Origin of the sequence: Streptomyces sp. NPDC026092 (assembly GCF_040638605.1) — a bacterium.
Classification (GTDB): Bacteria; Actinomycetota; Actinomycetes; order Streptomycetales; family Streptomycetaceae; genus Streptomyces.
In genome coordinates, this window is the sequence record NZ_JBEZYN010000020.1 from 73389 (window position 1) to 89228 (window position 15840).

16 protein-coding genes are annotated in these 15840 nt (G+C 73.5%); 12 read left to right on the forward strand and 4 right to left on the reverse strand.

The genetic code is table 11. The features are described 5' to 3' along the window. Nucleotides 1-19: 19 nt before the first annotated feature. Nucleotides 20-1045: a saccharopine dehydrogenase NADP-binding domain-containing protein gene (locus AB0F56_RS28345; RefSeq protein WP_362014487.1), complete on the forward strand. Its 1026-nt coding sequence runs from the start codon at nt 20-22 to the stop codon at nt 1043-1045. Nucleotides 1046-1065: 20 nt separating this feature from the next. On the opposite strand, the gene AB0F56_RS28350 is transcribed toward AB0F56_RS28345, so the two are convergent. After that, entirely contained in the window at nt 1066-1920 is an 855-nt protein-coding gene (locus AB0F56_RS28350) for an NAD(P)H-binding protein (protein ID WP_362014489.1), read from the reverse strand. A gap of 81 nt (nt 1921-2001) precedes the next feature. On the opposite strand from AB0F56_RS28350, the gene AB0F56_RS28355 reads away from it, so the two are divergent. The 8 genes from AB0F56_RS28355 to AB0F56_RS28390 all read left to right on the forward strand — a co-directional run bounded on the left by AB0F56_RS28355 (nt 2002) and on the right by AB0F56_RS28390 (nt 10190). Further along, nucleotides 2002-2958, forward strand: a complete 957-nt coding sequence (locus AB0F56_RS28355; protein ID WP_362014491.1) for an AraC family transcriptional regulator — start codon at nt 2002-2004, stop codon at nt 2956-2958. A 77-nt stretch (nt 2959-3035) separates the two neighbouring features. Beyond that, nucleotides 3036-3392, forward strand: coding sequence for a VOC family protein (locus tag AB0F56_RS28360; protein WP_362014596.1), 357 nt, complete (start codon nt 3036-3038; stop codon nt 3390-3392). Between the two features lie 51 nt (nt 3393-3443). Further along, complete coding sequence (locus tag AB0F56_RS28365) at nt 3444-4973, forward strand: UDP-N-acetylglucosamine 1-carboxyvinyltransferase (protein ID WP_362014493.1); 1530 nt, start codon at nt 3444-3446, stop codon at nt 4971-4973. A 364-nt stretch (nt 4974-5337) separates the two neighbouring features. Further along, complete coding sequence (locus AB0F56_RS28370; protein ID WP_362014495.1) at nt 5338-6594, forward strand: FAD-dependent oxidoreductase; 1257 nt, start codon at nt 5338-5340, stop codon at nt 6592-6594. Nucleotides 6595-6641: 47 nt separating this feature from the next. Continuing rightward, nucleotides 6642-7370 (forward strand): DUF1365 domain-containing protein, encoded by a 729-nt coding sequence (locus AB0F56_RS28375; RefSeq protein WP_362014597.1) that lies wholly within the window; start codon nt 6642-6644, stop codon nt 7368-7370. Beyond that, entirely contained in the window at nt 7367-8716 is a 1350-nt protein-coding gene (locus AB0F56_RS28380; protein ID WP_362014497.1) for a class I SAM-dependent methyltransferase, read from the forward strand. Before AB0F56_RS28375 ends, AB0F56_RS28380 begins: the two co-directional genes overlap by 4 nt. Nucleotides 8717-8772: 56 nt before the next feature. Continuing rightward, the gene (locus AB0F56_RS28385; RefSeq protein ID WP_362014599.1) at nt 8773-9528 is read left to right on the forward strand and encodes a DUF1295 domain-containing protein; all 756 of its coding nucleotides are present in this window, start codon (nt 8773-8775) and stop codon (nt 9526-9528) included. Beyond that, nucleotides 9525-10190 carry an alpha/beta hydrolase gene (locus AB0F56_RS28390; RefSeq protein WP_362014498.1) on the forward strand — a complete coding sequence of 222 codons (666 nt, stop codon included), beginning with the start codon at nt 9525-9527 and terminating at the stop codon, nt 10188-10190. Before AB0F56_RS28385 ends, AB0F56_RS28390 begins: the two co-directional genes overlap by 4 nt. A gap of 13 nt (nt 10191-10203) precedes the next feature. Here the strand turns inward: AB0F56_RS28390 and AB0F56_RS28395 are convergent, their stop codons facing one another. The 3 genes from AB0F56_RS28395 to AB0F56_RS28405 form a co-directional block, all read right to left on the reverse strand. Next, nucleotides 10204-10974, reverse strand: a complete 771-nt coding sequence (locus tag AB0F56_RS28395; protein WP_362014500.1) for an anti-sigma factor — start codon at nt 10972-10974, stop codon at nt 10204-10206. Next, the gene (gene sigK, locus AB0F56_RS28400) at nt 10971-11561 is read right to left on the reverse strand and encodes an ECF RNA polymerase sigma factor SigK (RefSeq protein ID WP_362014502.1); all 591 of its coding nucleotides are present in this window, start codon (nt 11559-11561) and stop codon (nt 10971-10973) included. The genes AB0F56_RS28395 and sigK overlap by 4 nt, the downstream gene beginning before the upstream one ends. Nucleotides 11562-11672: 111 nt before the next feature. Further along, nucleotides 11673-12164: a MarR family transcriptional regulator gene (locus AB0F56_RS28405; protein ID WP_362014504.1), complete on the reverse strand. Its 492-nt coding sequence runs from the start codon at nt 12162-12164 to the stop codon at nt 11673-11675. Nucleotides 12165-12320: 156 nt separating this feature from the next. Between AB0F56_RS28405 and AB0F56_RS28410 the strand changes: the two genes are divergently transcribed. The 3 genes from AB0F56_RS28410 (at nt 12321) to AB0F56_RS28420 (ending at nt 15837) form a co-directional block, all read left to right on the forward strand. Next, nucleotides 12321-13892 (forward strand): molybdopterin-dependent oxidoreductase, encoded by a 1572-nt coding sequence (locus AB0F56_RS28410; protein WP_362014506.1) that lies wholly within the window; start codon nt 12321-12323, stop codon nt 13890-13892. A 67-nt stretch (nt 13893-13959) separates the two neighbouring features. Continuing rightward, on the forward strand, nt 13960-14607 hold the full coding sequence (locus AB0F56_RS28415) for a fasciclin domain-containing protein (protein ID WP_362014508.1): 648 nt from the start codon (nt 13960-13962) through the stop codon (nt 14605-14607). A gap of 252 nt (nt 14608-14859) precedes the next feature. Next, the gene (locus tag AB0F56_RS28420) at nt 14860-15837 is read left to right on the forward strand and encodes an alpha/beta hydrolase (RefSeq protein ID WP_362014510.1); all 978 of its coding nucleotides are present in this window, start codon (nt 14860-14862) and stop codon (nt 15835-15837) included. Nucleotides 15838-15840 lie beyond the last annotated feature (3 nt).

The following is a 15840-nucleotide window of genomic DNA, read 5'->3' on the forward strand; positions in this document are numbered from 1 at the left end:
CAGGGACAGAGGGGATCTCATGAGTGCAGGTCGGACGGTCGCGGTGTACGGCGCCTACGGGCACACCGGGCGTTTCGTGGTGGCGGAGCTGATCGCGCGCGGGTTCGTCCCGGTCCTGTCGGGGCGCGACGCCGACAAGCTGCGGGAGTTCGCGGCGTCGCTGCCGGGCGTCGAGGTCCGGCCCGCCTCGGTCGACGACCCGGCCGCGCTCGACCGGGCCCTCGCCGGGACCGCCGCCGTGATCAACTCCGCCGGGCCCTTCGCCACGACCGCCGCCCCGGTGATCGAGGCGGCGCTGCGGGCCGGGATCCCGTACGTGGACGTGGCGGCCGAGATCGAGGCGAACCTCGACACCTTCGCGCGGTTCGCGGAGCCCGCGCGCACCGCGAACACGGCGGTCGTCCCCGCGATGGCCTTCTTCGGCGGCCTCGGCGACCTGCTGGTCAGCGCGGCTCTGGGCGACCGGACGAGGGCCGACGAGGTCCATGTCGCGTACGGGCTGAGCAGCTGGCACCCGACGGCCGGCACCCGCACGGCCGGCGCGGTCTCCCGGGAGCGCAGGGACGGCCGGCACGTCCGGTACACGCGGGGGCGTCTCGTGTACGGCGACGACGCCACGCCCACGGTGCAGTGGTCGTTCCCGGAGCCGCTCGGGGTCAGGGCCGTGATCGGCGACTTCACCATGGCCGACGTCGTCACCGTCCCGAGCCACCTGGCCGTTCCGGAGGTCCGTACGTACATGGCCGTCGAGGCGGCCAGGGACCTGGCGGCCGCCGACACCCCGGCGCCGGCGGCGGCCGACGAGCAGGGGCGGTCCGCGCAGACCTTCCTGGTCGACGTCCTCGTCCGCTCCGGCGGCGAGGAGCTGCGCGCCACGGCGAGCGGCCGGGACATCTACGCCGTCAGCGCGCCGCTCGCCGTGGAGGCGGTCGACCGGCTGGTCACCGGCCGGAACCGGACGGTCTCAGTCGCCTCGGCCGGGGCGATGTTCGACGCGCCGGACTTCCTCCGCGCCCTGTCCGCCCACCTCTCGGTGGAGCTGTAGCCCGAGGGCCGAGGCCGGGGTCAGGGGTGCCAGACGCCGGTCGCGGCGGTGGCACGGGCGTACGCGGCGAAGTCGCGCGGTTCGCGGCCGAGCGCGCGCTGCACACCGTCGGCGAGGTGGGCGAAGCGCTCCTCGCGGATCCAGCCGTAGAGCATGTTGACCAGCTCCACGTACTCCCCCGGCAGCCCCTGGCGCTCGCCGACGACGGCGAACTCCTCCGGCGGGACGTCGCGGTGGGCGATGTCCCGGCCCGTGGCACGCGCGATCTCCTCCGCGACGTCGTCGAGGCCGAGCAGGCGCGGCCCGGTCAGTCGGTAGGTCTGCCCGGCGTGGCCGTCCTCGGTGAGGGCGGCGACCGCCACATCGGCGATGTCGTCGGCGTCGACGAACGGCTCGGTGCCCGCCCCCGTCGAGCTGACGAACTCGCCGTCGAGGATCTGCCGCACGTAGAAGGGGTCCTCGCTGAAGTTCTGGAAGAACCAGGCCGGCTTCACGATCGTCCAGGCCGTGCCCGACTCGCGTACCGCGCGCTCGCAGGGCAGCTTCTCCTCGCCGTCCGGCACCACCCAGTCGTTGGCGGAGAGCAGGACGAGCCGCTCGACCCCGCGCGCGGCGGCCAGCTGGGTGAAGGCGCGCATCGAGTCCGCCGCCGTCTCGTTCTGCGCGTCGACCAGATAGACCGAGCCGGCGCCCGTCACCGCGGGTTCCCAGGTGGACTCGTCGGTCCAGTCGAAGGCGGTCGGTCCCTTGCGGGAGGCGGCACGGACCTCGTGGCCGGCGTTCCGGAGGCCGGAGAGGACACGGCGGCCGGTCTTGCCGGTGCTGCCGAGGACAAGGACGGGCTTCGTCGTCGCGTTCTTCGATGTCGTCGTCATGGAACGAGTCAAACGCGCCGATGGTGAGGCGGGGAATGGTCTGTCGGCTCAATCCGATGTCTGAGCGTCTAACCTTGCCGTATGGACGCTTTGGGGAGCCTGCTGTACGAGGTGCGGGCCGAGGGCGCGCTGTTCAGCCGGAACCACCTGGAACCTCCGTGGTCCGTGCGGTTCGCCGACCGCACCCCGCTCACCCTGGTGACCATGTTGCGGGGCTCGGGCCTGATCGACCCCGGCGGCGGCGAGCCGCCGGTCGCGCTCGGCGAGGGTGACGTGGCCGTCGTGGCCGGCTCGGAGCCGTTCTCCGTCGGCGACGAGGACGGTTCGGGGGCGGCGCCCCTGTATGTACGGGAAGGTCCCGACCGGTGCACGACGGCCGACGGCGAGGAGATCAGCGAGGACATCGTCCTGGGCCTGCGGATGTGCGGGAACAGCGCGGACGGCCCCGCGGTGCTGCTGACCGGCAGTTACCGGGTCGGCGGGCAGGTCTCGGAGCGGCTCCTGAGCGCGCTCCCCCGGGTCCTCGTGGTCCGCCCCGAGGGCGGCCCCGCACCGATCATGGACCTGACGGCCGACGAGATCGGCCGCGACGACCCGGGGCAGCAGGCGGTCCTCGACCGGCTCCTGGACCTGTTGCTGCTGTGCACGCTGCGGGAGTGGTTCAGCCGTCCGGAGGCCGATCCGCCGGGCTGGTACCGGGCGCTCGGCGACCCGGTCGCGGGCCGGGCGCTCCGGCTGATCCACGACAGGCCGGCGCGGGCGTGGACCGTGGCGGCGCTCGCCGAGGAGAGCGGTGTGTCGCGCGCGACGCTGGCCCGCCGCTTCACCGAGCTGGTCGGCGAACCCCCGATGGCCTATCTGACCGGCTGGCGCCTGGCCCTTGCGGCCGATCTGCTGGCGCGCACCGACGAGACGGTGGAGGCGATCGCCCGACAGGTCGGCTACCGCAGCGCGTTCGGGCTGAGCGTGGCCTTCCAGCGCGTGCACGGAACCCGCCCCAGCCACCACCGCGCGGCCGCGAGGGCGGTCGCGGCCTGACCACCCGCGGGTGACCCCCGTACGGGCGCGGTGCGATTGCCGGGGGCGTACGGCGGGCCGAGGATCGCAGCATGGGCATGTTCAGCGGCGCGCATGTGATTCTCTACACCCCGGACGCGGACGCCGACCGGGCCTTCCTCAAGGACGTGCTCGGCTTCGACCACGTCGACGCGGGCGGCGGCTGGCTCATCTTCAAGCTGCCGCCGGCCGAGGTCGCGGTGCACCCGACGGCGGGTGAGCCGAAGCACGAGGTGTATCTGATGTGCGAGGACATCGCCGCCACGCTCACCACCCTCGAGGATCGCGGCACCGAGATCTCACGGCCCATCAGCGATCAGGGCTGGGGTCTGCTCGCCGCCGTACGGCTGCCGAGCGGGGCCGAACTGCCGCTGTACGAACCGCGTCACCCCACTGCGCACAGCGCGTCACCCTGACGGCCCACCCCCACGCGAGCGTCATCTCATATCTGAGATAACGTGACGCTCATGGCAGACGACTACCTCGTACGCATCGGCAAGCTCATCCGTGACGCCCGTCAGCACAGGGGCTGGACGCAGACGCAGCTCGCCGAGGCCCTGGCCACAAGCCAGAGCGCCGTGAACCGGATCGAACGTGGCAACCAGAACATCAGCCTTGAGATGATCGCACGCATCGGCGAAGCACTCGACAGCGAGATCGTGTCCCTCGGTTACGCCGGCCCCATGCATCTGCGGGTCGTCGGCCGGCGCCGGCTCTCCGGGGCCATCGACGTCAAGACGAGCAAGAACGCGTGTGTCGCGCTGCTCTGCGCCACGCTGCTCAACAGCGGCCGCACGGTCCTGCGCCGCGTCGCCCGCATCGAGGAGGTCTTCCGGCTCCTGGAGGTCCTCAACTCGATCGGCGTGCGCACCCGTTGGATCAACGACGGGGTCGACCTGGAGATCGTGCCGCCCGCCGAGCTGGACATGGACTCGATCGACGCCGAGGCGGCGATCCGGACCCGCTCGATCATCATGTTCCTCGGCCCGCTGCTGCACCGCATGGACCGCTTCAAGCTGCCGTACGCGGGCGGCTGCGACCTCGGTACGCGCACGATCGAGCCGCACATGATCGCGCTGCGCCGCTTCGGCCTCGACATCACGGCGACCGAGGGCCTCTACCACGCGCAGGTCGAGCGGTCGGTCTCCCCCGACCGCCCGATCGTGCTGACCGAGCGCGGCGACACCGTGACGGAGAACGCGCTGCTCGCCGCGGCCCGCCACGACGGCGTCACCGTCATCCGCAACGCCTCCTCCAACTACATGGTCCAGGACCTCTGCTTCTTCCTGGAGGCGCTGGGCGTACGGGTGGACGGCATCGGCACGACGACGCTGACCGTGCACGGTGTCCCGCGGATCGACGTGGACGTGGACTACTCCCCCTCGGAGGACCCGGTCGAGGCGATGAGCCTGCTGGCCGCGGCCGTGGTGACGGAGTCGGAGCTGACGATCCGCCGGGTCCCGATCGAGTTCATGGAGATCGAGCTCGCGGTCCTGGAGGAGATGGGCCTCGACCACGACCGCTCGCCGGAGTACGCGGCGGACAACGGCCGCACGCGCCTGGTGGACCTGACGGTCCGGCCCTCCAAGCTGGAGGCTCCGATCGACAAGATCCACCCGATGCCCTTCCCGGGCCTGAACATCGACAACGTGCCGTTCTTCGCGGCCATCGCGGCCACGGCGCAGGGCAAGACCCTGATCCACGACTGGGTCTACGACAACCGCGCCATCTACCTCACCGACCTCAACCGCCTCGGCGGCCGCCTCCAGCTCCTGGACCCCCACCGCGTCCTGGTCGAGGGCCCGACCCGCTGGCGCGCGGCCGAGATGATGTGCCCCCCGGCCCTGCGCCCGGCGGTGGTCGTCCTCCTGGCGATGATGGCGGCCGAGGGCACGTCGGTCCTGCGCAACGTCTACGTCATCAACCGCGGCTACGAAGAGCTGGCGGAGCGCCTGAACTCGGTGGGCGCGCAGATCGAGATCTTCCGGGACATCTGACACGACGCCGAACGGCCGCCGCCGCACCCCCTGCAGACCTGAGAGAGCTTGGTCGGCAGGGGGTGCGGCGCTGTGTGCGGCCCGATCGACTCGCCCTGCTTCCTGATCCCTCCCGAAACGACGCACGAACGATGCGTCTTGAGGCGCTGCCGCCGTTCGCCGGAACCTGAGGAGGCAGGGAGGACCGCCCGCCCGCGCCGGGCCGGGCCGGAGGAGGAGTCGTCATGGTCGCAGTGCCCACGGTCAGCCCTCGGCGGCCCCTCGCCGATGTCGCACCCATCCGAACGGCCGACGGCGCCGAACCACTCCCGGGGACGCTCCGCGCGACCGGTGTGCGGGCGCCCCGTGACGCGAGGGGGAACGAATGAGTCGGCGAACCGTCGCGGTCGTCGGGGCGGGAGTGGCCGGCCTGACAGCCGCTCACGTGCTGTCGCGGAGCTACGACGTGGTCTTGTACGAGGCGGACGACCGACTCGGCGGGCACGCGCACACGCATGACGTGCCGACCCGGGAGGGCGGCACCGTACGCGTGGACACCGGCTTCATCGTCCACAACGAGCGCACCTACCCCCACCTGCTGCGGCTCTTCCGCGAGCTCGGCGTCGCCACCCAGGACGCCGAGATGAGCATGTCCGTGCGGTGCGACGGCTGCGGCCTCGCCTACGCGGGCGCCCGCGGCCCCCGCGGTCTGCTGGGCGGCGGCAACCTGCGCCGCGGCCGCCATCTGCGGATGCTCGCCGACGTACCGCGCTTCCACCGGGCGGCCCGTCGGCTGCTCGCCGCCGGAGACGACAGCCGGACCTTCGGCGCGTTCCTGGAACGCGGCGGGTTCTCGCCGTACTTCGTCGGCCACTTCGCCGTGCCGCTCGTGTCCGCCGTCTGGTCCTGCGCCCCCGACACGGCGCTCCTGTACCCGGCGGCCTACCTCTTCCGGTTCCTCGACCACCACGGCCTCCTCTCCACCACGGGCTCACCGCGCTGGCGGACCGTCACGGGAGGCTCCGGGGCGTACGTCGAGAAGGTGGCCAAGCAACTCGCCGCCGTCCGCACCGCGACCCCGGTCCGCGCGATCGAACGGGGCACGGACCGGGTCCGGGTGACCACCGACGACGGCGAGTCCGAGACCCACGCGGCCGTCGTCGTCGCCGTCCACCCCGACCAGGCCCTGCGGATGCTCGCCGACGCCACCCCCGACGAGCGCCGGGTCCTCGGGGCGTTCACCTACTCCCGTAACCCCACCGTCCTGCACCGGGACACCAGCGTGCTGCCCGCGGCGCCGCACGCCCGGGCGTCGTGGAACTACTGGCTCCCCTCCTGCGACGCGCGCCCCGGGGTCGTCAAGGTCAGTTACGACATGAACCGGCTCCAGCGCCTCCCGGTGGACGAGCCGCACCTCGTGACCCTCAACGCCGACGGCCGCGTCGACGAGAGCACGGTGCTCGCCCGCATGGTGTACGAGCACCCCGTCTACACGCCCCGCTCCGTCGCCGCGCAGCGCGAACTGCCGGGTCTCGCCACGTCCGTGACCGCCTTCGCCGGCGCGTACCACGGCTGGGGGTTCCACGAGGACGGCTGCCGCTCCGGAGTCGAGGCGGCCCGCGCGCTGGGGGTGACCTGGTGACCACGGACAGCGCCACACCCGCCGCACCGGCCTCTCTCCTCGCATCCCTGGCGCCGGCGCTCTACCCCTGCGAGGTCTCCCACACGCGCGTGGGACCGACGCACCACTCCCTGCGGCAGCGCACCTACCTGTGGCTGGTCGACCTCGACGACCTGCCGCGACTACCCCGCCTCCTGCGCCCGCTCGCCCGCTTCGACGCCCGCGACCACTTCGGCGGCCGGGCACCCACCCTCCGCGCCGGCCTCGACGCCTACCTCGCGTCCCACGGCGTACGGAACGCCGACGGGCGGGTGCTGATGCTCGCCCACGCGCGCGTGCTCGGCCATGTCTTCAACCCGCTCACCCTGTACTGGTGTCACGACCGGGCCGGCAGCCCCGTCTGCGTCGTGGCCGAGGTCCACAACACCTACGGCGGCCGGCACTGCTACCTCCTGCGGCCCGACGCCGCCGGACGCGCCGACGTCGCCAAGGAGTTCTACGTCTCCCCGTTCTTCGACGTCGAGGGCTCCTACCGGATGCGGCTGCCGCTGCCCGGCGACCGCCTCGACCTCACCGTCCAGCTGCGGCACGGCGACGGGAGCCGGCCGCTGACCGCCACCGTCCGCGGCCGCCGCAGGACCGCCGACGCGCGCGGCCTGCTCGCCGCGGCGCTGCGCCACCCGTGGTCCACCGCCGCCGTCAGTGCCGGCATCCGGTGGCACGGGATCCGCCTGTACCTCAAGGGAGTTCCCGTCCGTCCCCGTCCCGCCCCGCCCACCCGAGAAGGCATGCTGTGACCGTCTCCGTCCCGCCGGCCGCGCCCCGCGTCGCGGCCCTCGGCCGTCCGCCCGTCGATCCGGAGCGCTGGCCCGACGTCGCCCGCCTCCCGCGCGCCTCCGCCCTGCGCACGGCCGTCGCCCGGCGCGTCCTCGCCCGTGCCTTCGCCCGGCTGCCGCTGCGGACGAACCTCGGTGGGCCGCCCGGCGCCGTTCCCCGCCCCACCACCGGCGAAGCCGACCGGGTCACCCCCGCCCCGCCCGTCCTGACCCTGCACGACCCGGCCGCCTTCCACCGGCGGATCGGCGCCGACGGGCTGATCGGCTTCGGCGAGTCGTACATGGCCGGCGAGTGGGACAGCGACGACCTCGTGGGCCTCCTCACCGTGCTCGCCACCCACGTGGACGACCTCGTACCGGCACCGCTGCGCCGGCTCCGGGGCGCCTGGGTGCGCCGCCGCCCGGCCCGCGACCTCAACACCCTCGAAGGCGCCCGCGCCAACATCCACCGGCACTACGACCTGTCGAACGACCTGTTCGCCCGCTTCCTCGACCCGAGCATGACCTACTCCTCGGCCGTGTTCGACACCCTCCCCGCGACACCGGGCGCGTTCACGGCGGCCCAGCACCGCAAGATCGACCGCCTGCTCGACCTGGCCGGTGTCGGCCCGGGGACCCGGCTCCTGGAGATCGGCACCGGCTGGGGCGAACTCGCGATACGCGCGGCGTCCCGGGGCGCCGACGTCCTGACCGTCACGCTCTCCGAGGAGCAGCGCGCGCTCGCGCTGCGCCGGATCGCCGAGGCCGGCGTGGAGCACCGGGTGCGCGTCGAACTGCGCGACTACCGCCAGGTCGAGGGCCGGTACGACGCCGTGGTCAGCGTCGAGATGATCGAGGCCGTGGGCGCCGAGTACTGGCCCACCTACTTCGAGGCCCTGCGCCGGCTCGTCGCGCCCGGCGGGGCCGTCGCCCTCCAGGCCATCACGATGCCGCACGAGCGGATGCTCCACACCGCCCGCACCCACACCTGGATCAGCAAGTACGTCTTCCCCGGCGGCCTCATCCCGTCGCCGGACGCCCTCGCCCACGAGAGCGCCGCCGCCGGCCTGACCCTCACCCACGACACCGGCTACGGCGCGCACTACGCCGAGACGCTCCGGCTCTGGCGGGAGACGTTCGTCCGGGAGTCGGCGGCGGTCGAAGCGCTCGGCTTCGACCGGGTCTTCCACCGCATGTGGGAGCTGTACCTGGCCTACTCCGAGGCGGGCTTCCGCGCGCACTACCTGGACGTCCGCCAGCTCCGCCTCGTCGCGGCGGAGCAGGCGGAGCCGGCGGAGCCTGCGGACTGCCCCGGAGCGTCCCGGTGAACGCGTCCGCCCTGGCGGTCAATCTGGCCGCGTCGGCCGGAGCGGCCCTGGCGGTCATGCTGGTGACGTTCGCGATCGCCTCGGTGAAGGGCGTCCACCGGATCGTCGACATCGCCTGGGGCCTCGCGTTCACCGCCGTCGCCGTCGTCACCTTCGTGCTCTCCGCCGGGTACGGGGACGACGGCCGCAGGCTCGCCGTCACCCTCGCGACCTGCCTGTGGGGGCTGCGCCTCGCCGTCCACATCGCCCGCAGGGGCCGTGGCCACGGCGAGGACCCCCGCTACGCGAAGATGCTCGCCCGGGCCCCCGGCCATCCGGCGCTCTACGCGCTGCGCACCGTCTACCTCCTCCAGGGCGCCCTCGTCTGCCTCGTCTCCCTGCCCGTCCAGGCGGCGGCCTACCTGCCCGAAGGACCGGACCCTCTGCTCGCCGTCGGCCTCGTCCTCTGGGCGGCGGGCCTCGCCTTCGAGACGGTCGGGGACCACCAGCTCGCCCGCTTCAAGTCCGACCCCGCGCACCGGGGACGGATCATGGACCGGGGCCTCTGGAGCTGGACCCGGCACCCCAACTACTTCGGTGACTTCCTGGTCTGGTGGGGGCTCTACCTGACCGCCTGCGCGACCTGGCAGACTGCTGTCCTCGTTCTGGTGTCGCCCCTGGTGATGAGCGCCCTGCTGATCTGGGGCAGCGGCAAGCGGCTCCTGGAGGCCCACATGGCGCACCGCCCCGGTTACGCGGAGTACGCCGCCCGTACGAGCGGCTTCCTGCCTCGCCCGCCCCGCCGGCCCACGCACCGGGCCGATCCCCGATGACGCCCGACGCCGCCCCCGCGGTCCGGCGCGGCGCAGCGGGCTGTCTCGTCGTACGCAGCGCGCCGGCCGTCCCCGCCGCGGCCGTGCTCCTGCTGCACGGCGGCCGCTCCGAGGGCCTCGGGCCGCCGCCCCTGGTCAACCTGCCCGCCCTGCGCATGCGCCCGTTCGCGACCGCCGTCGCCCGCGCGCTCGCGGGCCGGGACGTGCTCGTCGCGGAGGTCCGCTACCGGCACCGGGGCTGGAACGGCGACCGCCGTGACGCGGCCCAGGACGCGGCGGCCGCGCTGGCGCGGCTGCGGGAGCGGGCCGGGCCGATCCCCGTCGTGCTCGTCGGCCACTCGATGGGCGGCCGCGCCGCGCTGAGCGCCGCCGGCGACCCGATGGTCCGCGGCGTGGTGGCCCTGGCACCGTGGTGCCCGCCGGGCGAGCCCGTCGAGCACCTGGCGGGACGCACGATCCACGTGCTGCACGACGAGGCCGACCGGGTCACCTCCGCCCGGGAGGCCTGGGACTTCGTGCGCAGGGCCCGGACGGCGGGCGCCGACGCGGTCGCCATCCCGATGACCACCGGAGGCCATGCGATGCTCCGCGGCGCCGCCCACTGGCACCGCCGCACCGCCGAACTCACCGCCGCACTGCTCGGGGATCCGGACGGATCGTGACACGCGGCCGGGCTCACACGGTGGGCAGGGCGATCACCGCGAGCGGGGCCGTGGTCGGCCGGGGTGAGCCGCCCGCCGGTTCGAGGGTGATGCCGATGGCGGACGCCTCGTTCACCCGGCCCGCCAGGAGCGTCGTGGAGGTGGTCGTGTCGGCGGGCAGGAGTCCGGCCGGGCGCATGACGTCGCCGTCGGCGTACCAGAGTTGGTAGACCGACCCGGCGGGCGGCCGGGGCAGCGCGGACGCGGCGAACGCCGCCCGGTCGGCCGAGGGCGCGTAGACGACCGTGCCGACCGCCCCGCCGGCCAGCCGGGCCGTGGTCAGACGTGCGTCGGGCGCGGCCAGAACGGCCGCGACGGACTCGGCCTCTGCCGTGGCCTCGCGCGCGGCCCGGGCGGCCTCCTCGGCCCGGTCGTACTGCCAGGCGGTGGCGAATCCGCCGAGGGCGACGGTGCCGGCGAGGGACGCGGCCAGCGCCCATCGGGGGAAGCCGCGCCGCGACCGGCCGCGACCGGCGGCCACCGCGCCGCCGTCGAACGCGGTCGTGTACGGCGGTTCCTGACGCACGGTCGTGATCCTGCGCAGCACCGCGGCGCGCAGGGTCGGGCCGACGGTCTCGGCGACCGCCTGTCCCAGGCGGGCGGCCGTCTCCGCCAGCTCGTCGACCTCGTGGGCGCAGGACGGACAGTGGTCGAGGTGGCGTTCGACCGCCTGCCGCTCGGCGTCGGAGTCGAGCGCGTCGAGCACGTAGGCACCGGTGAGCATGTGCGGGTCGAAGCTGTTCATCCCGTCACCCCCAGGCAGTCGCGGAGCCGGATCAGACCGTCGCGCATCCGTGTCTTGACGGTCCCGAGGGGCAGCGAGAGGAGTTCGGCGACCTCACGGTAGGTCAGGCCGCGGTAGTAGGCGAGGGTGACGGACTGGCGCTGCCGTTCGGTGAGACCGCGCAGACAGCGCCGTACCCGCTCGCGGTCCAGCCGGTTCTCCACCTCTTCGACGACCTCGTCGTAGGCGGGGGTCTGTTCCAGCAGGGCGACGCGCCGCACGCGGTCCGACGCGGCCTGCTCGGAGCGGACCCGGTCGACGGCGCGCCGGTGTGCCAGGGTGAGCGCCCAGGTGAGCACCGAACCGCGCTCGGGGTCGTAGCGGGCGGCGAGCCGCCAGATGTCGACCATGACCTCCTGCGCGACCTCCTCCGACTGGGCGGGATCGCGCAGCACGGCGCGCACGACACCCAGGACCGGTCCTGCGACGGCGTCGAACACGGCGGTGAACGCCTCCTGGTCCCCGCGGGCCGTCCGGCTCAGGAGCTCCGGCAGCTCGGGGTGGCCGGCCGGTGCCCGGGCTCCGGCCGCACGTGCGTTCTCTCTCACCGCGGTCCTCCTGCGTCTGGTCGGGTACACGCGTCGTTCGTGGCGGAGGCGCCGGCGGATTGGTCCGTACGGCACGCGCTCGCGAAGAAGTGGTCTCCGACCCTCAGGAAGTCAGTGGCCGGGGGCCCGGAGAGCCCCCAGTTCGTCGTTGAGCGCGGTGAGGAACCGTAGCGCCGTGGCCAGTTCCTCCGCGTCGAACCGCTCCCTGGCCCGGTCGGCGGCCTGCGCCAGCGGGAGGAAGTACTGGCGTGCGGCGGCCCGCGCCCCTTCCTCGTAGTGCACGTGGACCACCCTGCGGTCCGCGCTCTCCCTGGACCTGCGGATGTGGCCGGCCTTCTCGAGCCGGTCGAGACAGGCGGTGACCGCCCCTGACGTCAGCCCGAGTTGCTCGCGCAGCCGGCCGGGTGTGAGCGGTTCCGGGCTGTCGAGGACGATGCCGAGCGCCTGCACGTCGGTCGGGTGCAGTCCGTGGGCGTGCGCGAAGCCGTGGACCAGCCGGCTCATCTCCCCGTGCGTGCGGCGCAGTGCGACGGCGAAGCTCTGGAGGTCGCCCGGCGCCCCGGCGGGGGGCGCGGTCCTGTCTCGGTCATCGGTGCTGGCCACGCGGTCAGCCTATGCGCCGGAACGGCCCGTGGAGGAAACGGTGGACTGCCCCTCGGGCCCGGGTCGGCCGACACGGAGGCGTCAACCTCGCGGCCGGGTCTCACCGGTTCCGGTGTCGCACCCATCCGGGGGCCGTACGGTTCCGAAGACCCGACCGTGAACATCGACAAGGCAGTCATCGGCCGGGGAACCCTGGCGGCACTGGCCGGGCTCGTCTCCGGCTACGTGGCGCTGGCGCTTGCCGAACTGGTCGCCGCGGGGGTCCGGCCCGAAGCGGGGCCCGTGACGGCCGTCGGCGGAGCGGCCGTCGACCGGACCCCCGCGGGGGTCAAGGACTGGGCCGTCCGCACCTTCGGGACCAGCGACAAGCTCGTCCTGCAGGCCGGGATTCTCGTCGTGATCGCCCTCCTGGCGATGGCTCTGGGCGTACTGGCCCTCAGGAGCCGGCGGACCGGGGCGGCGGGGGTCGTGGCCTTCGGCCTCGTCGGCGCGGCCGCGGCCCTGAACCGGCCGGACTCCGACTCGTACGCCGACGCCCTGCCGTCACTGGTGGGCGGGTTGGCGGGCGGAGTACTGCTGTACGTCCTGATCAGCCCGCTCGTCACCCGCCCGGCAGGCCGGGCGGACACCGGGGCGGGCGGCAGCCGTCGCCGGTTCCTGCTGGCCGTCGGCGCCGCCGCGGCGGCCGGTACGGGCGTCGGCGCGCTCGCCCGGGTGCTGAACGCGTCGCGGTCCGGCGACTCGGTCGCCTCGCGCGCCGCGGTCGTCCTGCCCCGGCCGTCGTCACCGGCCCCCGCCGTCCCCCGCGGCGCGGCGCCGCGGTTCTCCGGCATCAGCCCGTTCACCACCCCGACCAAGGACTTCTACCGGGTGGACACCGCCCTGGTCGTCCCCAAGGTCGCGGCCGACACCTGGCGCCTGCGCATCCACGGGAAGGGGGTCCGCCGCGAGCTGAGCATCTCCTTCGAGGAACTGCTCTCCCGCGAGACGATCGAACGCGACATCACGTTGACCTGCGTCTCCAACGAGGTCGGCGGACCGTACGTCGGCACCGCCCGGTGGCTCGGTGTGCGCCTCGACGCCCTCCTCGCCGAAGCGGGCGTCCGTCCGCCGTCCCGAGGCGGGCCCGCAGACCAGTTGGTGGCGCGCTCCGTCGACGGCATGACGCTCGGCACGCCGGTCGAGGACGTCATGGACGGCCGGGACGCCATGCTCGCCGTCGGCATGAACGGTGAGCCCCTGCCCTTCGTCCACGGCTTTCCGGTCCGGATGCTCGTTCCCGGCCTGTACGGCTACGTGTCTGCGTGCAAGTGGATCGAGGACATCGAGCTCACCACCTTCGACGCGTACGACCCGTACTGGGTCAGGCGGAAGTGGGCGCGGAGGGCGCCGATCAAGACGCAGGCCCGCATCGACACCCCCAAGCCCTTCGCCCGGCCGGCCTCCGGAACGGTGATGGTGGCCGGCGTCGCCTGGGCGCAGCACCGGGGCATCGACCGGGTCGAGATCCGCGTCGACGACGGCCCCTGGCAGCCGGCCGACCTGGCCGCCGAGCACACCCGGGACACCTGGCGCCAGTGGTCGTATCCCTGGCCGGCCACGAAGGGCACCCACACCCTCACCGTCCGCGCCACCGACCGCACCGGTGAGACCCAGACCGAACGGCGCACCCGAACCCTCCCCGACGGGGCCGCCGGATGGCACTCCGTCGTCGTGACCGCCGGGTAGGCCCGCCCGCCCCACCCACTCCCCCGTACCTCACAGGGCGGGGAACACCTCACAAGGAGATCCCTTCATGAACGCACGTCGTTTCCGCCGTACCGCCGTCGCCGTCGCCGCCGCGGCCGTGCTGCCCTTCTCGCTCGCCGCGTGTACGGACTCCGGCAGTGACGCCGCCTCCTCGGACACCGCGCCCGAGGCCCCCGCCACCCAGGAGAGCTCGCCCGCCACCGGGGACGACACGGCCGGCGACGGCCCCTTCGGCCCGGCGTGCGCCTCGGTGCCCAAGGACGGTGCCGGTTCGTTCGACGGCATGGCGAAGGACCCGGTCGCCACGGCCGCGTCGAACAACCCGGAGCTGTCGACCCTGGTCGCCGCGGTCCAGAAGGCGGGCCTGGTCGACACCCTCAACAACGCGCAGAACATCACGGTGTTCGCGCCGACCAACGCCGCCTTCGCCAAGATCCCCAAGGCCGACCTCGACAAGGTCCTCGCCGACAAGGCCACCCTGACCGAGATCCTCACCTACCACGTCGTCGGCCAGAAGCTGACGCCGAAGCAGTTGGAGAACGGCTCCTTCGAGACGCTTCAGAAGGGCATGGTCACCACCAAGGGCTCCGGCGACGCCTACACCGTCAACGACACCTCCAAGGTCGTCTGCGGCGACGTCCCCACCGCCAACGCCACCGTCCACATCGTCGACACCGTCCTCATGCCGAAGTAGGCCCGGACCGCGGCAGGGAGTCGTGCGGCCGTGCGGGCACGCGTGACCGCACGACTCCCGTCGTCGTTCCCGTCCTCTCAGGCCTTCGGCGTGATCCCGGCGTGCCCTTGATTGTCGAGGCTCGTTGAGCCCCGGGAGCCGGACAAAAGGTGCCGATGGTAAGGCTCGGCAGATGCGCGACCGGTCCGGGCCGCGATGTCGCTCATCGCCCCTCCGCACGCTTCCTTCACCCACCTGACAGGAACCCCCGCAATGCCCCTCTCCTCGCCGCCCACCACGGTCGGGTCACAGCCGTCGCACCGTCCTGAACTGGTGCGCCGGCACCGCTGGGACGGACTGCGCTGCGAGTCGCGACTGGTCCGGGCGACCGCCCCGAGGCTGCGTCCGCTCCTGCTCATCGGGGGCGCCTTCCAGAGCAAGGAGACCTGGGGGCGCTGCGAGAAGCTGTTCCTGACGAACATGGACGTCTTCACCGTCGACCCCCCCGGCTGGGGCGCAGCGGACCCCCTGCCCCCGGGGCGGAGCGTGGACGTACTGGCGGACGCCGTCTGCCACATACTCGACGAGAGCGGTCTGCGGCAGGTCAACGTGGTGGGCGGTTCCTACGGAAGCGCCATCGCGTACCGCATCGCCCAGCGCCACCCCGAGCGCGTGGGGCGCATGGTCCTGGTCGGCACGATGGCGGCCATCCCCGAGCACTCCCGGGATGCCATGCACCGCGCGCTGGCCCTCCTGGACGCCGGCCGGATGGACGAGTACGCGCATGCCTCGGTCGACATCCTCATGAACACGGGGCGCCTCGACGGGATCACCAACGGCTCGCGCGTCCGCCGCTTCCTGCTGCGCCGGCTGGCCGCCCTGTCCCGGGCCGAGGCGGTTCAGGTGAGCACCAATACGCTGCGTCTGCTCCACCACGCGGAGCTCGACACCAGCGTGCCGGTGCCGGCCCCGACGCTGACGGCGACGGGCGAGCACGACGCCTTCACCACCCCGGCGCAGTGCCGGCGCATGGCTCAGGCGTGCGGCAGGGGCTGGTTCGCGGAAGTCGCCGACAGCGACCACATGCTCTTCCTGGAACGGCCGGTGGAGATCACCGACCTGGTGACGCGCTTCCTGGCCGACGAGCCGCTGCACGCACTGCCCTACTGCACGAGGGTCGAGCAGCTCCATCCGAGAACCCTCCCGGGACCGAGGGCCGTCGGCCCGATGCCGGGAGGGAAGCCCGTCTGAGGG

Bases quoted from the DNA above. Each gene is read 5' to 3' on its own strand.
- AB0F56_RS28345 (WP_362014487.1), top strand. From the start codon at position 20: ATGAGTGCAGGTCGGACGGTCGCGGTGTACGGCGCCTACGGGCACACC.
- AB0F56_RS28350 (WP_362014489.1), bottom strand. From the start codon at position 1,920: ATGACGACGACATCGAAGAACGCGACGACGAAGCCCGTCCTTGTCCTC.
- AB0F56_RS28355 (WP_362014491.1), top strand. From the start codon at position 2,002: ATGGACGCTTTGGGGAGCCTGCTGTACGAGGTGCGGGCCGAGGGCGCG.
- AB0F56_RS28360 (WP_362014596.1), top strand. From the start codon at position 3,036: ATGTTCAGCGGCGCGCATGTGATTCTCTACACCCCGGACGCGGACGCC.
- AB0F56_RS28365 (WP_362014493.1), top strand. From the start codon at position 3,444: ATGGCAGACGACTACCTCGTACGCATCGGCAAGCTCATCCGTGACGCC.
- AB0F56_RS28370 (WP_362014495.1), top strand. From the start codon at position 5,338: ATGAGTCGGCGAACCGTCGCGGTCGTCGGGGCGGGAGTGGCCGGCCTG.
- AB0F56_RS28385 (WP_362014599.1), top strand. From the start codon at position 8,773: ATGCTGGTGACGTTCGCGATCGCCTCGGTGAAGGGCGTCCACCGGATC.
- AB0F56_RS28390 (WP_362014498.1), top strand. From the start codon at position 9,525: ATGACGCCCGACGCCGCCCCCGCGGTCCGGCGCGGCGCAGCGGGCTGT.
- AB0F56_RS28395 (WP_362014500.1), bottom strand. From the start codon at position 10,974: ATGAACAGCTTCGACCCGCACATGCTCACCGGTGCCTACGTGCTCGAC.
- AB0F56_RS28415 (WP_362014508.1), top strand. From the start codon at position 13,960: ATGAACGCACGTCGTTTCCGCCGTACCGCCGTCGCCGTCGCCGCCGCG.
- AB0F56_RS28420 (WP_362014510.1), top strand. From the start codon at position 14,860: ATGCCCCTCTCCTCGCCGCCCACCACGGTCGGGTCACAGCCGTCGCAC.